The organism is Microbacterium oleivorans, assembly GCF_013389665.1.
In the GTDB taxonomy this organism is placed as follows: domain Bacteria; phylum Actinomycetota; class Actinomycetes; order Actinomycetales; family Microbacteriaceae; genus Microbacterium; species Microbacterium oleivorans_C.
Genome location: NZ_CP058316.1, coordinates 212,055 through 229,485, shown reverse-complemented (window position 1 = coordinate 229,485; position 17,431 = coordinate 212,055). Strand labels below are relative to the sequence as shown.

Sequence of the window (17,431 nt, the reverse complement as noted above, 5' to 3'; positions counted from 1 at the left end):
GGATGCCTCCTCTCGAGGCATCCGCCCTGCGGTCTTCCCCGGTGCACCGGGCTCGGCGGGTCAGCCGTTGAGCAGGAACAGCACGGCGGCGTACGGCGGGGCCGCGACGAGGAGCAGCTGGCCGAGCTGCGCCGAGAGCGCACTGCCGAAGCGGCGCCACTGCCGGGCGCCGCGAGGCCAGAACCCGGGGACGACGTGGCGCACGCCCCGCATCCCCGAGAAGACCGCCGTGCTCCATCCCGATGCCGCAAGAGGGATGAGCACCGGCCACTGCGCTGCCGGGGTCGTGAGCGCCGTCAACACGCCGAAGATCCCGGCGCCGCCCACGCTCATGACGAGACAGAAGCGGAACCGGTTCTCGGACGCCCGATCGTAGGCGGCGCTGCGGACGTCTATGCAACGGGTGCCGCATCGAGCGCATTCGCGCACGCCGTCGTGAACGTAGACGGACTCGCCGGACGACGGGGGCTCACCGGTGTGGCGTACCAGGACGGCGGCGTGCATCGGAGGGGGCGGAGCCACGACGGATGTCATCGCACCACGCTAGCGGCGGCGAGCCGCCCGTTCTCGTGCCGATGGTGGGAGTCGAACCCACACGTCCGAAGACAACCGAGTTTGAGTCGGTCGCGTCTGCCATTCCGCCACATCGGCGCACGTGTATGGGAGCCTACCGCCTCCCGGGGGCCGGTGATGCGCCCGTCCCCGTCGGCCGTGGTCTCCGGGGCGTCGGGGGAACGGGGCATACCGTAGGATCGAAAGGTGACAGAGCAAGAAGAGGCCCCCACGTCGGCCGCGCCCGCCCCCCGTCGGGTCGTCGTGGCCGAGGACGAGTCGCTGATCCGTCTCGACATCGTCGAGATCCTCCGCGACAACGGATACGACGTCGTCGGCGAGGCGGGCGACGGTGAGACCGCCGTCCAGTTGGCCACCGAGCTCCGTCCCGACCTCGTGATCATGGACGTCAAGATGCCCGTCCTCGACGGCATCTCAGCGGCCGAGCGTCTGGGCAAGGCGCACATCGCCCCCGTCGTGCTGCTGACCGCCTTCAGTCAGAAGGAGCTCGTCGAGCGGGCGACCGAAGCCGGTGCCCTCGCCTACGTGGTCAAGCCGTTCACCCCGAACGACCTCTTGCCGGCCATCGAGATCGCCCTCGCGCGATACGAGCAGATCATCACGCTCGAGGCCGAGGTCGCCGACATGGTCGAGCGCTTCGAGACCCGCAAGCTCGTCGATCGTGCCAAGGGCCTGCTGAACGAGAAGATGGGCCTGAGCGAGCCCGAGGCGTTCCGCTGGATCCAGAAGGCGTCGATGGACCGTCGTCTCACGATGCAGGATGTGGCGAAGGCGATCATCGAGCAGCTCGCTCCCAAGAAGTAGCGGCCACCGCTTCACGCGAAGACCCCGCCCGACGACCGCGCCGCCTTGGCGGGCTCGTCCGGGCGGGGTCTTCGCGTCAGCGCCGGCTCAGGACGCCGGCGCGTCCTTGATGTGGTTGGTGATCCGGATCGTCGAGCACCGACGGCCCTGCTCGTCGGTCACGACGATCTCGTGGACGGTGAGGGTGCGACCGAGGTGCAGGGGAGTGCACACGCCGGTGACGGTGCCGCTCGTGGCCGACCGCGTATGGGTGGCGTTGATGTCCACGCCCACCGCGACTCGTCCGGGGCCGGCGTGCATGTTCGCGGCCATCGATCCGAGCGACTCGCCGAGCACCACGTAGGCGCCGCCGTGCAGCAGCCCGATCGGCTGGGTGTTGCCCTCCACCGGCATCGTCGCGACGCAACGGTCGGTGGAGAACTCCAGGAAGTCGATACCCATGCGTTCGGCGAGGGCGCCTTTTCCGCGGCTCTGCGCCCACGCCATCCCGGTCTCGGAGTCGGTCGTCTCAGGCATGCTCCACCCTCGGTCGCAGCGGGTCGTCATGTCCGCGGCCGTCGTTAGGCTGGACGGGTGACGGACTCCTCAAAGCCTACCCTCCTCGTCGTCGACGGCCACTCGCTGGCCTATCGGGCGTTCTTCGCCCTCCCCGTCGACAACTTCACGACGAAGGACGGCCAGCACACGAACGGCATCTACGGATTCCTGTCGATGTTCGTCAACCTCATCAAGGCCGAGAAGCCGACGCATCTCGCGGTGGCCTTCGACACCTCGCGGCAGTCGTTCCGAACCCGGGAGTACACGGAGTACAAGGCGAACAGGTCCGAGTCGCCGGCCGAGTTCAAGGGGCAGATCCCGCTGCTGCAGGAGTGTCTCGCCGCGATGAACGTCACGGTGCTGACCAAGGAGGACTTCGAGGCCGACGACATCCTCGCCACTCTCGCGACCCAGGGCGCCGAGGCGGGCTACGACGTGCTCGTCTGCTCGGGGGACCGCGACACCATTCAGCTCGTCACCGAGGATGTGACGCTGCTGTACCCCAGCGTGCAGGGGGTGTCGCAGCTCAAGCGCTACACCCCCGAGTCGGTGATCGAGAAGTACGGTCTGCCTCCCGAGAACTACCCCGACATCGCCGCGCTCGTGGGCGAGACGAGCGACAACCTGCCGGGCGTTCCCAAGGTGGGGGAGAAGACCGCCGTCAAATGGCTGACGCAGTGGGGCACGCTCGACGCGCTGATCGAGAACGCCGACAAGATCGGCGGCGTGGTGGGCGGCAATCTGCGCGAGCACCTCGACGACGTCCGCCGCAACCGCTCGCTGAACCGCCTGTTGCGCGATGTCGAGCTGGGCGTCACGCCGGCCGATCTCGAGGTTCGGCCCATCGACGCCGAGGCGGTGCGCGACATCTTCGCCCGCCTCGAGTTCCGCACCCTGCTCCCGCGCGTCTTCGAGGCGGCGGGGGCCGACCCGGCGATGGCCGTCGAGACGGCGCCGCCCGCGGTACCCGCACCAGCCGCCGCCGAGCCCGACGCAGCGGGGATGGCTGCGTGGGCGGCGTCCCAGGACGGCGAGATCGGTGTCACCGTCATCGTCGCGGGCGGCTTCCCGCAACGCATCGGGCTCGCCACGCGTGACGAGGCCGTCGAGGCCACCTGGGACGATGCCATCGCCGAAGCGCTGCGCCCCTGGCTCGAATCCGACGACGTCGCCAAGGTGCTCTCCGACGCCAAGACCCAGGTCAAGGCCCTGAGGCGGGCCGGCGTACGTCTGGGCGGGCTCGCGTTCGACCCGATCCTCGCGGGGTGGCTGCTGCGTCCGAGCTTCCCCGACAAGACCCTCTCCGACCTCGTGCACCGTTACCTCGACGAGAAACTCCCCGAAGCCGACCCGTCGCAGCTGGTGCCCGAGACCGAGGGCGCGACCCCGGGCCAGCTGTCGTGGTTCGCGCTCCGCGTCGCCGACGCCGTCCGCACCGAGCTGCCGGCTCCCGTGGCCGGGGTCCTCGCCGACATCGAGCTTCCGACTCTCGACACGCTCGCCGACATGGAGCTCGCCGGTGTGGCCGTCTCGCACGAGAAGCTGTCGACCTTCTCGGCCGAGCTGGCGTCCCGCGCCGACGACATCGCGCAACGGGCGTTCGCGACGATCGACCGCGAGGTCAACCTCGGCTCCCCCAAGCAGCTGCAGGAGGTGCTCTTCGAGCAGCTGGCGCTGCCGAAGACCCGCAAGACCAAGACCGGCTACTCGACCGACGCCGCCGTGCTCGCCGACCTGCAGGAATCCAATCCGCACCCCTTCCTCGAGCTGTTGCTGCAGCATCGCGAGGCGACCAAGCTGCGCCAGATCATCGAGTCGCTCGACACCGCGATCGCCGCCGACGACCGGATTCACACGACGTACGTGCAGACCGGCAGCCAGACCGGGCGACTGTCGAGCACCGACCCGAATCTGCAGAACATCCCGATCCGCAACGAGGAGAGCCGACGCATCCGTGCCGCGTTCGAGGTCGGCGCCGGGTACGAGACCCTGCTGACTGCCGACTACTCGCAGATCGAGATGCGCATCATGGCGCACCTGTCGGAGGACCCGGGTCTGATCGAGGCGTTCGTGTCGGGGGAGGACCTGCACCGCTTCGTGGGCGCACGTGTCTTCGGCGTCGAGCCGGCCGATGTGACACCGGCGATGCGCACGAAGGTGAAGGCGATGTCGTACGGCCTCGTGTACGGCTTGTCGGCCTTCGGGCTCTCGAAGCAGCTGCGCATCGAGCAGTCCGAGGCGAAGCAGTTGATGCTCGAGTACTTCGCCCGGTTCGGGTCGGTGCGCGATTACCTGCGCTCCAGCGTGGAGCAGGCACGCATCGACGGCTACACCGAGACGATCTTCGGCCGACGTCGGCCATTCCCCGACCTCGCGAGCCCCAATCGGGTACTCCGGGAGAACGCCGAGCGGGCGGCTCTGAACGCTCCCATCCAGGGCAGCGCCGCCGACATCATGAAGATCGCGCTGTTCCGGATCGCGCAGGAGTTCCATGCCGAGGGCCTGCAGTCGCGCGTGCTGCTGCAGATCCACGACGAGCTCGTCGTCGAGGTGGCGACGGGGGAGTGGGATGCCGCGGAGCGGATCGTCCGCGACCGCATGGGGGACGCCGCACAGCTCACCGTGCCGCTCGACGTGCAGATCGGTCGCGGCGGCGACTGGGACGTCGCGGGGCACTGAGCTCACCGACCGTTCCGGCCCGCCTCGCGCGCCCGGTGGCGGCGGACGGCCCGGACTAGGCTCGGAGGATGACCGAAGCACAGCGCACCCCGACGCCGATCGACCGCATCGCGGACGAATGGGTCGACACTCTGGCCGAGCTCTCTCCCGGGCTCGCCACCTATATCGGCCGGTTCGAGCACAACGGGCGTCTCGACGACTACTCGCCGGCGGGCACGGAGCGCGCGCTCGATGCTGCTCGCAACACCCTCGCCGCACTCGAGGCGGCAGACCCGGTGGACCAGGTCGATGTCGTCACCCAGGCCGACCTCGCCGGTGACCTGCGTCTGCAGATCGAGCTCAGCGAGGCGGGCGCACACCTGCGGGACGTGAACGTGATCGCCTCGCCCGCGCAGGAGATCCGCAACACCTTCGACCTCATGCCCACCGACACCGTCGAGGACTGGGCCGTCGTCGCCACGCGACTGGCCGCCGTGCCCGCCGCGATCGAGGGATACATCCAGACCCTCCGCGAAGGGATCTCGCGGGGCATCGTCCCCGCGCGCCGCCAGGTGTCGGAGGTCGCGACCCAGATCGGCCGCTACACCGCCGACACCGGATTCTTCGCGACCTTCGCTGCCGAGGCAGCTCCCGCAGAGGGGGGTCTGCCGGCATCCCTGGCCCGTGACCTCGCCGACAACGCCAACGCCGCCCGCGTCGCGTACGACCACCTCGCCGCTTTCTTCACCTCCGAGCTGCTGCCCGAGGCGGGTCATAACGACGCCGTCGGCCGCGAGCTGTACGCGCTGCACTCGCGTCGTTTCCTCGGGGCCACGATCGACCTCGACGAGACCTACGAGTGGGGGCTGCAGGAGCTCGCCCGCATGGTGGCGGAGCAGGAGTCGATCGCCAACGAGATCCTGCCCGGGGCCTCGGTCGAGGAGGCGGTCGCGTTCCTCGAGAAGGATGAGACCCGCAAGCTCCGCGGCACCGAGGCGCTGCAGCGCTGGATGCAGGAGACGAGCGACCGCGCCGTCGAGGAGCTCGGGCGCACCCACTTCGACATCCCCGAGCCGATCCGCACACTCGAGTGCATGATCGCCCCGACCAACGAGGGCGGCATCTACTACACCGGCCCCACGGACGACTTCTCGCGTCCGGGACGGATGTGGTGGTCGGTGCCCGAGGGCGTGGACTCGTTCGACACCTGGCGCGAGCTGACGACCGTGTACCACGAGGGTGTTCCCGGTCACCACCTTCAGATCGCCCAGTCGGTCTACAACCGGTCGGAGCTCAACTCCTGGCGTCGGCTGCTCGCTGGGTCGAGCGGACACGCCGAGGGCTGGGCGCTCTACGCGGAGCGCCTCATGGAGCAGCTCGGCTACCTCGACGACCCGGCCGACCGTCTCGGCATGCTCGATGGCCAGCGCATGCGCGCAGCGCGCGTGGTGCTCGACATCGGCGTGCATCTGGGCAAAGAGCGCCCGGACGGCGGCGGGATCTGGGACGCGGAGTACGCGCTGGCGTTCATGCAGCGAAACGTCAACATGTCGGACGAGTTCATCCGGTTCGAAGTGAACCGCTACCTCGGATGGCCGGGACAGGCGCCCTCGTACAAGGTCGGTCAGCGCATCTGGGAGCAGATCCGAGACGACTACGCGGCCCGCGCGGGCGACGGCTTCGATGTGAAGGCCTTCCACATGACGGCGCTGCGGCTGGGCGGTGTGGGCCTCGACACCCTGCGGATGGCCCTGACCGGAGAGTGATCGACGCGGCGCGGCCGGGCGGCGGGAATAGACCCGCCGCCCGGCCGTTGTATGCGTGTGAATGAAAGGTGTGCCCATGACCACGACCTCCGTCCAGTTCGGACTCGACACGTTCGGTGACGTCACGCAGGATGCCGACGGTTCCCTGCTCTCGGATGCGCAGACCATTCGCAACGTCGTCGCCCAGGCGGTCCGCGCCGACGAGGTCGGCCTGCACTTCTTCGGCGTGGGGGAGCACCACCGCCGCGAGTTCGCGGTCTCGAGCCCCGAGATCGTGCTCGCCGCGGCCGCATCGCGGACGACCGACATCCGCCTCGGCACGGCCGTCACGGTGCTCTCGAGCGACGACCCCGTGAGGGTGTACGAGCGTTTCGCGACCCTGGACGCCGTCTCGGACGGCCGGGCCGAGATCATCCTCGGGCGCGGCTCGTTCACCGAGTCCTTCCCGCTGTTCGGATTCGATCTCGCGGACTACGAGATCCTGTTCGAGGAGCGGCTCGACCTGTTCGGCCAGCTCCGCGCCGAGCAGCCCGTGACCTGGCAGGGCAAGACCCGTCCTGCCTTGACCAACGCGGACGTGTTCCCGAAGACCGAGAACGGGCTTCGCGCATGGGTGGGCGTGGGCGGCTCGCCGGAGTCGGTGCTTCGGACGGCGCACCACGGGTACGGACTGATGCTCGCCATCATCGGCGGCGGAGCGGCGCGATTCCGCCCCTACGTCGACCTCTTCCACCGCACCCGCGACGCCATGGGCGCTGAACGCCTGCCGGTCGGCGTGCACTCGCCCGGGCACATCGCCGACACCGACGAGCAGGCATGGGAGGAGGTCTTCCCGGCCATGAAGGCCAACCGTGACGCGATCGGAGCGGAGCGCGGCTGGCCGCCGTACTCGCGTCTGCAGTTCCAGCACGACCTCGGCCCCGACGGCGCGGTCTACGCCGGATCGCCCGAGACGGTCGCCCGCAAGCTCGCCGAGACCGTGCGCACCCTCGGTCTCGACCGTTTCGATCTCAAGTTCTCGCACGGCACGCTCGCTCACGAGAGCATGATGCGCTCGATCGAGCTCTACGGCACCCGCGTGGTCCCGCTCGTTCGCGAGATGCTCGCCGACGACTGACTCGGTGGCGTCCCGCCGCCTGCGGGGTCAATAGCATGGAGCAATGACCGATACCGCGACGCCCTCGGTGGCGCGCCGCCTCGACGATCTCCCCTTCGGCCGTCGGCATCTGAAGGTCCTCACCGGCTCCGGCCTCGGGTGGGCCCTGGATGCGATGGACGTCGGGTTGATCTCGTTCATCATCACGGCGCTGATCGCGGAGTGGTCTCTCGAGACCTCGCAGGCCTCGTGGATCGCCTCGGCCGGCTTCGCCGGCATGGCCATCGGCGCGAGCCTCGGCGGGCTGCTGGCCGACCGCTTCGGCCGGCGCTCGGTGTTCGCCGTCACCCTCCTGGTCTACGGCGTCGCGACCGGGGCCAGCGCGGCGGTCGGGGGTCTCGCGGTGCTTCTCGTGCTGCGCTTCGTCGTGGGTCTCGGGCTCGGCGCGGAGCTGCCGGTCGCCAGCACGTACGTCAGCGAGTTCGCTCCGGCGCGCATCCGCGGGCGAATCATCGTCGTGCTCGAGGCCTTCTGGGCCGTCGGGTGGACGGCATCGGCTCTGATCGGATACTTCGTGATTCCGCAGGTCGAGGACGGATGGCGGTGGGCACTGCTCATCGGCGCGGTCCCGGCGGCGTACGCGCTCATCGTGCGTTGGGGTCTGCCCGAGTCGCCGCGCTGGCTGGAGCGCCGTGGCCGCCACGCCGAGGCTGACGCGATCGTGCGCCGGTTCGAGGCCGAGTCCGGCCCCGCGGCGTCGCGGGCGTCTCGCGACCCCGCCGTCGCGGTCGACGCGGCCGAGGTACGTCCGCCCGCCGCCGTCTCTGCGGGAGGACGGCTCCGCGCGCTCTGGTCCGGCGAGTTCCGTGTGCGCACCGCGTGCCTGTGGCTCGTATGGTTCTGCGTCAACTTCTCCTACTACGGCGCCTTCATCTGGATCCCCACGATCCTGTACACGCAGGGCTACGACCTCGTCCGATCGTTCGGATTCACCCTGATCATCACCCTCGCGCAGCTGCCCGGCTACGCCGTCGCCGCCTGGCTGATCGAGGTCTGGGGCCGCCGGCTCACGCTCTCGGTCTTCCTCGTGGGGTCCGCCGTCTCCGCTGTCGCATTCGGGACCGCCGGCACCGAGGCCGTGATCATCGGTGCGGGCATGGCACTGTCGTTCTTCAACCTCGGCGCCTGGGGCGCGCTGTACGCCGTGACCCCCGAGATGTACCCGACATCGTTGCGCGCCACCGGATCGGGCTGGGCGGCCGGCGTGGGACGCATCGCGTCGATCCTCGCTCCGCTTTCGGTCCCGCCCCTGCTCTTGTGGGGCGGCGCGCCGGTGCTGTTCGTGGTGTTCGCGATCTTCTTCATCGTCGCGGCCGTCGGTGCCTGGGGCCTGGCCGACAAGAGAGGAATGGCTCTCGATGAGCGCTGAGGCACGGATGGTGCGGTACGTGGCGATCGGCGACTCTTTCACCGAGGGCGTCGGCGACGAGCTTCCCGACGGCGCCGTTCGGGGATGGGCCGATCTCGTGGCGGCGGGGTGGGCCGACGCGACCGGTCAGCCGGTCGCCTATGCGAACCTGGCCATCCGTGGCAAGCTCGTGCGCCCCATCGTCGACGAACAGCTCGAGCGCGCCCTCGCGCTCAGACCCACGCACCTGTCGTTCAACGGCGGCGGCAACGACATGCTGCGCCCGCGCACCTCGATCGAGAGCATCCTCGAGGCGTTCCTGCAGGTCCTCCGACGCTGCGACGAGGAGAACGTGACCCTCATCCTGCTCTCGGGGGCGAATCCTTCGGCTCAGCTGCCGCTCGGGGGATTGGTCAGCCGGCGCGGTGACGCCCTGTCGGACGCCGTGATCAGCCGCCTCGAGCACCGCGAGGACGTCGTCCGCGCCCTCAACTGGTACGACCGCACACTGACGCATCCCTCGTACTGGTCGCAGGACCGTCTGCACATGAACGTCCGCGGTCATCACCGGGTGGCTGCGCGCGTGCTGGCCGCGCTGGGCCACGACGCACCAGGGGAGTGGTGGTCGCTCCCGGTGACCGAGACGGCGCCGACCCTCGCTCGAGGCGAGTACTTCCGAGACCACCTCGCCCCATGGGTGCGCCGGCGCCTCACCGGACGCTCGTCGGGCGACGGCCGCGAGCCCAAGTTCGGCTCCTGGGTCGAGGTTGCTCCGCGCGCGTGACACGGCGGCGCACCCGGTGTCAACCTGGTGCGCCGCCGGCTACGGCGCACCAGGATCGGGAGCGTCCGCACGCCCCGAAGGAGCTGTCATGAGCATTGGTGCTGGAATCGCCCTGTTCGTCATCGGCGCGATCCTCGCGTTCGCCGTCAACGTCGAGGTCGAATGGGTCGATCTCGACCTGGTCGGCTACATCCTCATGGGCGCCGGCGCGCTCATCTTCCTGCTGGGCATCATCCTGCTCGCCCGCCGCCGGCAGACCGACACCGTCAGCCGCACCGCGGTGGACCCCGCCAGCGGCCAGCGGGTCACGCGCAACAGCACGACGACCTCGGGCGACCCGACTCTCTGAGTCGCCGCGGATCATCGCGTCGAGCGGGGGCGGCGCGGCGCGTCCATGCCGATGTGGATGCGGGTGCGCTTGCGTTCGATCGCGATGAAGGTGCCGCCGAGGACCCAGAGCGGGATCTGCGTCGCGAACGCCAGCCGGAACGCGTCGAGCGTGTAAGTAGCGGGCGTCCCGGCACCTTGGAGATCGAGCGCGAGTCCGATGGAGAAGACCGCGACGAGGGCCGCGAGGAAGCCACCGGAGTTGGTGAGCCCGGTCGCCGTGCTCAGCCGGTGGGACGGGTTGTGCGTCCGCGCGTGGTCGAAGGCGATCATCGAGGCCGGCCCGCCGGTGGCGAGGGCGATCGCGAGGGCGACGAGCAACCAGATCGGCGCGGGCCCCGGCCAGAGCAGCACGGCCGACCACGCGGCCAACTGGATACCGACCGCCGGCAGGACGAGTGCGCGCGACCGGAGGTTCGGAATGCGCCGCGACAGGTCACCCATGATCGGGCCGAGCACCATTCCCGTGAACACGTAGAGGGTGGTCAGGAGGGTCGCCTCGGCCTGCGTTCGTCCCTCTCCTGCGGTGAGGAACGGGATGCCCCACAGCAGGATGAACGCCGTACCCGCGAAGGGCGCGGTGAAGTGCGACCAGAACGCCAGTCGCGTTCCCGGGTGCGCCCACGCGGCGCGGATGCCGACGCCCGTGTCGACGCTCGAGGTGACCACGCGGATGGCCCCGGTGTCGGTGTCGACGCTCACGTCGCGGCCGACCTCGGGTGGATGGTTGCGCACGACGAGGAAGACGAGGATCGCGAAGAGGATGCCGAGACCGGCGATGCTGCCGAACGTGATCGACCACGTGGTGGCGTGGAGGAGCGCGGAGAGCGGGATGACGGCCACGAGCTGTCCGGCCTGCCCGATGATGCCGGTCAGCTGAACCATGACGGGGCCCCGCTGCGCGGGGAACCAGGTCGCGACGAGTCGGAGAACCGCGGGGAAGACCGCGGCATCACCGGCCCCGAGGAGCATGCGCGCGATGATGGCGACCCCCACGCTGGGGGAGAGGGCCATGGTGAGCTGGCCGACGGCCATCAGGACCATACCGATGGTCATGATGGGGCGAGACCCGAAGCGATCGAGGAGGACGCCGATCGGAAGCTGCATCCCGCCGTACACGGCGAGCTGGACGACGGCGAACATCGACAGCGTCGCGGCGTCGGCCTGAAAACGCTCGGCCGCGTCCACGCCCACGGCCGAGAGCGACGTGCGGTTGGTGATCGACAGCACGTAGGCCGCGACGCCCGTGCCCCAGACGAGCCAGGCGCGCAGCCCCGGGCCGTCGGTGCGCGTCAGATCCGTCATGCGTCGCGACCGAGGGGGAGAACGGGCGCGATGGTCACGCCTCCACGCTACTCCCGTCGCGGTCTGCGATGATGCGAGCATGAACGCTGCGGATCGTCCTCGATGACCGCGCTGTCGTCCCTCGAGACCGACACCGCGCACGTCGTCGCCCAGGTGGCGAGCCGGGGGATTCCGGTCGACGGCGAGACGATCGCCCGAGTCCGCGCCGAGTTCCCGCGACTGCACCGCCTCTTCCGCGCGCTGTACGGGGCCCGCGCCGATGGACTCGAGGCGCTGCTTCGTCTCATATCCCTCACTCTCGACGCGCACGACGCACGCCCCGCCGCGCTGCGCGCCCTCGACCGGCGGCGCGCCGCAGAACCCGACTGGTTCCAGTCGGAGCGGATGCTGGGCGGTGTCTGCTACGTCGACCGGTTCGCCGGCGATCTCGAGGGCATCCGTCGCGCGATCCCCTACTTCCAGGAGCTCGGGCTGACGTACCTGCACCTGATGCCGCTGTTCCAGAGCCCCGAGGGCAGCAACGACGGCGGGTACGCCGTCTCGGACTATCGCACCGTCGACCCGTCGCTCGGGACGATGGACGAGCTTCGCGCCCTCGCCGACGACCTCCGGGCGGCGGGCATCTCGCTCGTGCTGGACTTCATCTTCAACCACACCTCGAACGAGCACCACTGGGCTCGGCGTGCCGTGGCGGGGGACCCGGAGTTCGCGGACTTCTACCTGATCTATCCCGATCGCGAACTGCCCGACGCCTACGAGCGGACGACGCGCGAGATCTTCCCCGACGACCATCCGGGCTCGTTCGTGCCTCTGCCCGACGGGCGCTGGATCTGGGCGACGTTCTATCGGTTCCAATGGGACCTCAACTACGCCCATCCCGACGTGTTCGCCGCGATGGCGGGCGAGATGCTGTTTCTCGCCAACCAGGGCGTCGAGATTCTGCGGATGGATGCCGTCGCCTTCATCTGGAAGCGACTGGGAACGCCGTGCGAGTCTCTGCCCGAGGCGCATCTGCTCCTGCAGGCGTTCAACGCCGTGCTGCGCATCGCCGCGCCCGCGGTCCTGTTCAAGTCCGAGGCGATCGTGCACCCCGACGAGGTGAAGGACTACATCTCACCCGACGAGTGCCAGCTGTCGTACAACCCGCTGCAGATGGCCCTGACCTGGGAGGCGCTGGCGACGCGCGATGCCCGCCTGCTGCAGCGTGCGCTCGATGAGCGGCACGCTCTGCCGGAGGGCACGGCGTGGGTGACCTATGTCCGCAGCCACGACGACATCGGCTGGACCTTCGACGACACCGACGCCGCGGCGCTGGGCATCGCGGGCGCCTCGCATCGCCGATTCCTCAACGACTTCTTCATCGGGCGCTTCGACGGATCGTTCTCTCGCGGCTATCCGTTCCAGGAGAATCCGCGCACCGGCGATGCCCGCATCGCCGGCACGACGGCGTCGCTCGCGGGGATCGAGGCCGGCGATGCCGGCGGGGAGGATCGCGTCGTGCTCGCGCACGCGCTCGCCTTCTCGACCGGGGGCGTGCCGCTGATCTACTTGGGGGACGAGGTGGCGCAGTTGAACGACGACTCCTTCGCCGACGACCCCGATCACCGGGACGACAGCCGCTGGGTCCATCGCCCCCGGCGCTCGGACGAGCGCTACGCGCAGCGCCATGATCCGACCACGCCGGCGGGCCGCGTGTTCGGACGACTCCGCGAGCTGATCGAGCGCCGACGCGCGACCCCGGAGTTCGCGGGCAACGCCCTGGTGCTGTTCCACACGCCCCATGCCTCGGTGCTCGGGTACACCCGTCCTGGGCGCGGCGACTCCGACGCAGCCGTCCTCGTGCTGGCCAATGTCGGCGACGACGCTCAGCTCGTCACCGCAGAGACGCTCAGAGGTCTCGAGCCCGAGGCGACCGACGTCATCACCGGGGGAGCGGTGAACCTTGCCGGCGGCCTGATTCTCGCGCCCCATGGCTTCGTCTGGCTGCGGGTGCGGGGTCGCTGATCGCGACCGGCCCACCCGCCGACACCATCACCGCGTCGAGAGTCCGACTCGACCCGCGCCATACGGCAGCCATGGGGCGCGGTACTCCACGCCGGTGTGGTCTGACAACACCGTGATCTGGGCCTCACCGAAGCGCCACAGGCGGTTGAAGAGGAAGACGCCGATCTCGACGCGAGCATCGGCCGGAATCATCCAGGTGCCGAGGCCCCACTGGGCAGGCTGCCCGCGACCGGCGATCACCACGGTCGGGCGGACGCCCGGCAAGAGGTGGATTCGTGGTCGTCGGAGCATCAGCTCGAGACGACGCGATCCGGCGTCCGGCTCGGCGATCACGTCGGCGGTCCTGAGGTGAGCACGGATGCGGGCGATGCGGGCATGCTCGACGGTATCGTGTCGGCGCGCGGCCGCGAGCCGTCGCGACGCCGGTGAAGCAAAGGGGGAACGCGGCAGAGAGGGTCGCGCCGCCCGCGAGTTGACATAATGTGCATTATCAGCGCAACCGTGACGGTGACCGGGCAGCGTCTGACCTAGGCTCGATGGTGTGCAGGTCGTGACCGGATTCGTCGTCATCGGAGTCGCGATCGTGGTCGGCTACGTCATCGGTCGCATCGACCTGCTCGGACCGCACGGGCGCCCGGTGCTCGCGCGTCTGATCTTCTTCGTGCTCTCGCCGTTCCTGATGTTCGTCGTGCTGTCCCAGGCGGACGTCTCGACGCTGTTCTCGGCGCTGCTGCCGGTGTCGGCCATCGCCGCGCTGTCGATGTTCGTCGTCTACGCGATCGTGGCGCGCTTCGTCTGGCGTCGCAGCGTCGGCGAGACCCTCATCGGGACGCTGTCGGCGGGCCAGGTCAACTCCAACAACATCGGCATCCCGCTGTCGCTCTACCTGTTGGGTTCGGCGGCATTGCCGGCCCCGGTGATCCTGATGCAGTTGATCGTGTTCACGCCCGTCACCATGGCGATCCTCGAAGCCGTCACGACCGGTCAGCGCCGCCCGCTCCCGATCCTCAAACGCACGTTCGGCAACCCGATCGTCATCGCGTCGATCGCCGGAGTCGTGGTGTCTGTCTCGGGACTCGAGCTGCCCCCGATCGTCCTCGATCCGCTGCGGTTGATCGCCGATGCCTGCGTTCCCGTCCTTCTCATCGCCTACGGCATGTCGCTCCATGGGCAACGTGTGCTGTCGGCCTCCGGCCGACGTCGCGACATCCTGCTGGCGAGCGCGCTGAAACTCATCGCGATGCCATCGGTGGCCTGGGCCGTGGCGGCGTTCGTCTTCCGCCTCTCCCCCGCCGACATCCTGGCCGTGACAGTGCTGGCTGCTCTGCCGACCGCTCAGAACGTTTTCAACTTCGCCCAGCGGTACGACATCGGCGAGACCATCTCCCGCGACACCGTCTTTCTCACCACCCTCGGTTGTGTCCCCGTGTTGCTGACGGCGACGCTCCTGCTCGGGTAGGAGTGCCGGCGCGCTACCGGCTGCACTAGCGTGTGGCGTGTCGGGGGTGTGCGACCCCCGCACGAAGGAGGTCCTGTCATGTCAACAACGCAGAACACCACGTCGACGTTCGTGCGGTCACTGCGTACCGCGTTCATCGTCGGCGGCATCCTGTCGGTGATCCTCGGGGTCCTCATCCTCGTCTGGCCCGGCCGGACGGCGCAGGTGGCGACGGGCATCATCGCCGCCTACACGATCATCGCGGGAATCGTATATGCCGGACTCGGCATCTTCTCGCGTACCAAGGGCGGATGGTCCCGTGTCGGCCACATCGCGCTCGGCGTCTTCTTCATCGTCGTCGGGGTCGTGGCGTTCGCGAATCTCGCCGCTTTCACCGTGTCGTTCGCTCTGTTCCTCGGCGTCCTCGTGGGCATCCTGTGGATCATCGAGGGGGCCGTGTCGCTCTCGGTCGTGGGCGAGTCGTCCTCCCGCGGGTGGACGATCGCTTTCGCCGTCCTGTCGATCATCGCCGGTGTGACGCTGCTCTTCTCGCCGCTGTGGGGCGCGATCGTGCTCTGGTGGCTCCTCGGCATCTCCGCGGTGGCATTGGGCGTGGTGAACATCGTGCGCGGGCTCTCGTTCCGCCCCTGACGCCGCTGGGGCGCAGCCGTCGCCTGCCGTCGTGTCAGACCGGCAGGTGACGGCTCCACCACTCGAGGATCGCCTCGAAGCGTTCCACGCGGTGACGCGGCCGGCCGGACCGCGTGAGTTCGTGGTCCTCCCCCGGGAAGATCAGCAACTCGGCCTCGATGCCCTGTCGCCGCAGCGCCGAGTAATAGCGCGTGGCCTGTTCGAGCGGGCAGCGATAGTCCAGCTCCGAGTGGATCACGAACGTCGGCGTCGTGACCCGATCGACCACGGCCATCGGGCTCTGTGCCCGGATCGCGTCGGGATCGGTTCCGACGTACTCGTCGCCGAAGAAGGAGCCGATGTCGCTCGTGCCCTGGAAGCTCACCGGGTCCAAGAACCCGCGCTCGACGATCGCGGCCGCGAACCGGTGATCGTGCGCGATCGCCCACGCCGTCAGGTAGCCCCCGTACGACCCGCCCATGATCCCGACTCGCGTGCCGTCGAGGCGATCGTCCGAGGCGAGCGCGCCATCGAGGAAGGCCAGCACGTCGACGAGGTCGTCGGTGCCCATCCGGCCCCGGATGCTGCGCCCGTGGCTGCGCCCATACCCCGCACTCCCCCGCGGGTTGCAGTACACCACCGCGTAGCCCGCGTCGACGAGCACCTGCGTCTCGTCGAAGAGGTGCACGCCGTACGAGGCGTACGGGCCGCCGTGGATCTGAAGGAGAACCGGGAACGGCCCGGGCCCCGTGGGCGTCGCGACCCAGCCGTGCACCGGATAGCCATCGGGTGCGGCGACCTCGAGCTCGCGGGGCAGCACGTATCCCGCGCGTCCGGCGGCATCGCCGAACGCCGTCAGCAGCCGGGCGTCGGCCCCCTCGGAGTCCAGAAGGAGGATCTCGCCGGCCGAGCGGCTCGTCGCGACGGCGCAGACGATGCGCTCGCCCGCAGCATCGGCGGCGTGGCCGGCGACCTCGAGTCCGGCGCGCAGCCGCTGCACCGTGCCGTCACGCGTGACACGCAGCAGCTCGACCTGCCCGCGGGTGCGGTTCTGCACCAGGAAGTCCTCACCGACAGGGGTGATGTGCGACCCGACCTCGCCGAGATCGACGGTCTCGGGGTCGGTCAGGCGGCGCGGCTCGTCGCCGTCGAGCACCCAGAGTGCGACCCCGGGAGCGACGAAGTCGCGTCCGTCGGGTCCGGGATCGGACGCGAGGAACGCGACGGCACCATCGGACGCCACTGCGACGTCTCCGATCGAGAAGCGGGGCGCGAGCACCTCGCGCTGGCCCGAGCCGTCGACCCTGACTGCGACGAGCGGCGTCCGGAGGTCTCGATGGTCCGGTTCGATCGCGTCGATCGTGGTGAGCACCTCGCTGCCGTCGGAGGTGAAGACGACACCTTCGTGCGACGACGAGCCCTCGGTGAGCTGTCGAGCCTTACCGGAACCTCCGGTCGCGCGCGCCGCTGCGGCATCGTCGTGCAGCACCGGGGCGTCCTCGTAGGCCGGCTCGTCGCCGACGTCGGGCACGGCGACGACGAACACGTGACCGGGCCGGTCGAGGACGTACCCGACACCGTTCGCGTGCCACCGCACGCCGGTGATGCGCCGCGGCGACTCTGCCTCGGGGGCCAGACCGTCGACGGTGCCGTAGCGTCCGGGTTCGGGCACCCGTGCGACGAACGCGATCCGGTCACTCGTGGGCGACCACGCGAACGTGCTGACACCCAGCGGCGCGTCGGTGACCTGGAGGGCCTCGGAACCGGATGCCGCGACGACATGAACCTGCGCCCGACCGCCCGCGTCGGCACGCAGGAAGGCGACGTGACGGTCATCCGGTGACAGCCGCGGCGAGGCGTCTGCGATCCCTCGCGTCAACCGTCGGGGCAGGCCAACGGGAAGGTCGATCCGCCACAGCTGGCCGACGTTGCGGTTGGCGGCGACGTCGGCGCGGGAGGTGGCGAAAACGGTGAACGAGCCGTCCGAGGCGATCGCGGGGCGACCGACCGAGACGAGAGCCTCGATGTCGGCTGGACGCAC

At 69.6% G+C, this 17,431-nt stretch carries 15 protein-coding genes and 1 tRNA gene; 10 read left to right on the top strand and 6 right to left on the bottom strand.

Annotated features, from left to right (window positions below; genetic code table 11):
• Positions 1–60: 60 nt before the first annotated feature.
• Positions 61–534, bottom strand: coding sequence for a hypothetical protein (locus tag HW566_RS01205; RefSeq protein ID WP_178009682.1), 474 nt, complete (start codon positions 532–534; stop codon positions 61–63).
• 36 nt (positions 535–570) lie between these two features.
• Positions 571–651, bottom strand: a tRNA-Leu gene (locus tag HW566_RS01200).
• A 108-nt stretch (positions 652–759) separates the two neighbouring features.
• On the opposite strand from HW566_RS01200, the gene HW566_RS01195 reads away from it, so the two are divergent.
• The gene (locus HW566_RS01195; RefSeq protein ID WP_023950638.1) at positions 760–1,377 is read left to right on the top strand and encodes an ANTAR domain-containing response regulator; all 618 of its coding nucleotides are present in this window, start codon (positions 760–762) and stop codon (positions 1,375–1,377) included.
• Between the two features lie 87 nt (positions 1,378–1,464).
• Here the strand turns inward: HW566_RS01195 and HW566_RS01190 are convergent, their stop codons facing one another.
• Positions 1,465–1,893, bottom strand: coding sequence for a hotdog fold thioesterase (locus HW566_RS01190; protein WP_178009680.1), 429 nt, complete (start codon positions 1,891–1,893; stop codon positions 1,465–1,467).
• Positions 1,894–1,950: 57 nt separating this feature from the next.
• Here HW566_RS01190 and polA point away from each other — a divergent pair, with 57 nt between their 5' ends.
• The 6 genes from polA to HW566_RS01160 all read left to right on the top strand — a co-directional run bounded on the left by polA (position 1,951) and on the right by HW566_RS01160 (position 9,975).
• Positions 1,951–4,593 carry a DNA polymerase I gene (polA, locus tag HW566_RS01185; protein WP_178009678.1) on the top strand — a complete coding sequence of 881 codons (2,643 nt, stop codon included), beginning with the start codon at positions 1,951–1,953 and terminating at the stop codon, positions 4,591–4,593.
• A 68-nt stretch (positions 4,594–4,661) separates the two neighbouring features.
• Complete coding sequence (locus HW566_RS01180) at positions 4,662–6,338, top strand: DUF885 domain-containing protein (RefSeq protein ID WP_178009676.1); 1,677 nt, start codon at positions 4,662–4,664, stop codon at positions 6,336–6,338.
• 76 nt (positions 6,339–6,414) lie between these two features.
• Positions 6,415–7,455 carry an LLM class flavin-dependent oxidoreductase gene (locus tag HW566_RS01175; protein ID WP_178009674.1) on the top strand — a complete coding sequence of 347 codons (1,041 nt, stop codon included), beginning with the start codon at positions 6,415–6,417 and terminating at the stop codon, positions 7,453–7,455.
• 43 nt (positions 7,456–7,498) lie between these two features.
• Positions 7,499–8,863: an MFS transporter gene (locus HW566_RS01170; protein ID WP_178009672.1), complete on the top strand. Its 1,365-nt coding sequence runs from the start codon at positions 7,499–7,501 to the stop codon at positions 8,861–8,863.
• Positions 8,853–9,626: an SGNH/GDSL hydrolase family protein gene (locus tag HW566_RS01165; protein WP_178009671.1), complete on the top strand. Its 774-nt coding sequence runs from the start codon at positions 8,853–8,855 to the stop codon at positions 9,624–9,626. The genes HW566_RS01170 and HW566_RS01165 overlap by 11 nt, the downstream gene beginning before the upstream one ends.
• An 88-nt stretch (positions 9,627–9,714) precedes the next feature.
• Complete coding sequence (locus HW566_RS01160) at positions 9,715–9,975, top strand: DUF6458 family protein (protein ID WP_178009669.1); 261 nt, start codon at positions 9,715–9,717, stop codon at positions 9,973–9,975.
• Positions 9,976–9,986: 11 nt separating this feature from the next.
• On the opposite strand, the gene HW566_RS01155 is transcribed toward HW566_RS01160, so the two are convergent.
• Positions 9,987–11,318 carry an MFS transporter gene (locus tag HW566_RS01155; protein WP_178009667.1) on the bottom strand — a complete coding sequence of 444 codons (1,332 nt, stop codon included), beginning with the start codon at positions 11,316–11,318 and terminating at the stop codon, positions 9,987–9,989.
• 102 nt (positions 11,319–11,420) lie between these two features.
• On the opposite strand from HW566_RS01155, the gene HW566_RS01150 reads away from it, so the two are divergent.
• The gene (locus HW566_RS01150) at positions 11,421–13,322 is read left to right on the top strand and encodes an alpha-amylase family protein (protein ID WP_178009666.1); all 1,902 of its coding nucleotides are present in this window, start codon (positions 11,421–11,423) and stop codon (positions 13,320–13,322) included.
• Between the two features lie 27 nt (positions 13,323–13,349).
• Here the strand turns inward: HW566_RS01150 and HW566_RS01145 are convergent, their stop codons facing one another.
• The gene (locus HW566_RS01145) at positions 13,350–13,655 is read right to left on the bottom strand and encodes a hypothetical protein (RefSeq protein ID WP_256728807.1); all 306 of its coding nucleotides are present in this window, start codon (positions 13,653–13,655) and stop codon (positions 13,350–13,352) included.
• Positions 13,656–13,863: 208 nt separating this feature from the next.
• Here HW566_RS01145 and HW566_RS01140 point away from each other — a divergent pair, with 208 nt between their 5' ends.
• Both HW566_RS01140 and HW566_RS01135 read left to right on the top strand, forming a co-directional pair.
• Positions 13,864–14,781, top strand: coding sequence for an AEC family transporter (locus tag HW566_RS01140; protein ID WP_178009664.1), 918 nt, complete (start codon positions 13,864–13,866; stop codon positions 14,779–14,781).
• A 78-nt stretch (positions 14,782–14,859) separates the two neighbouring features.
• Positions 14,860–15,411: an HdeD family acid-resistance protein gene (locus HW566_RS01135; protein ID WP_178009662.1), complete on the top strand. Its 552-nt coding sequence runs from the start codon at positions 14,860–14,862 to the stop codon at positions 15,409–15,411.
• A 34-nt stretch (positions 15,412–15,445) separates the two neighbouring features.
• Here HW566_RS01135 and HW566_RS01130 read toward each other — a convergent pair whose 3' ends face one another.
• Positions 15,446–17,431, bottom strand: a complete 1,986-nt coding sequence (locus tag HW566_RS01130) for a S9 family peptidase (protein WP_178014574.1) — start codon at positions 17,429–17,431, stop codon at positions 15,446–15,448.

Coding starts and splice junctions, on each gene's coding strand:
- HW566_RS01205 (WP_178009682.1), bottom strand. CDS start 534: ATGACATCCGTCGTGGCTCCGCCCCCTCCGATGCACGCCGCCGTCCTG.
- HW566_RS01190 (WP_178009680.1), bottom strand. CDS start 1,893: ATGCCTGAGACGACCGACTCCGAGACCGGGATGGCGTGGGCGCAGAGC.
- HW566_RS01180 (WP_178009676.1), top strand. CDS start 4,662: ATGACCGAAGCACAGCGCACCCCGACGCCGATCGACCGCATCGCGGAC.
- HW566_RS01175 (WP_178009674.1), top strand. CDS start 6,415: ATGACCACGACCTCCGTCCAGTTCGGACTCGACACGTTCGGTGACGTC.
- HW566_RS01170 (WP_178009672.1), top strand. CDS start 7,499: ATGACCGATACCGCGACGCCCTCGGTGGCGCGCCGCCTCGACGATCTC.
- HW566_RS01165 (WP_178009671.1), top strand. CDS start 8,853: ATGAGCGCTGAGGCACGGATGGTGCGGTACGTGGCGATCGGCGACTCT.
- HW566_RS01160 (WP_178009669.1), top strand. CDS start 9,715: ATGAGCATTGGTGCTGGAATCGCCCTGTTCGTCATCGGCGCGATCCTC.
- HW566_RS01155 (WP_178009667.1), bottom strand. CDS start 11,318: ATGACGGATCTGACGCGCACCGACGGCCCGGGGCTGCGCGCCTGGCTC.
- HW566_RS01150 (WP_178009666.1), top strand. CDS start 11,421: ATGACCGCGCTGTCGTCCCTCGAGACCGACACCGCGCACGTCGTCGCC.
- HW566_RS01135 (WP_178009662.1), top strand. CDS start 14,860: ATGTCAACAACGCAGAACACCACGTCGACGTTCGTGCGGTCACTGCGT.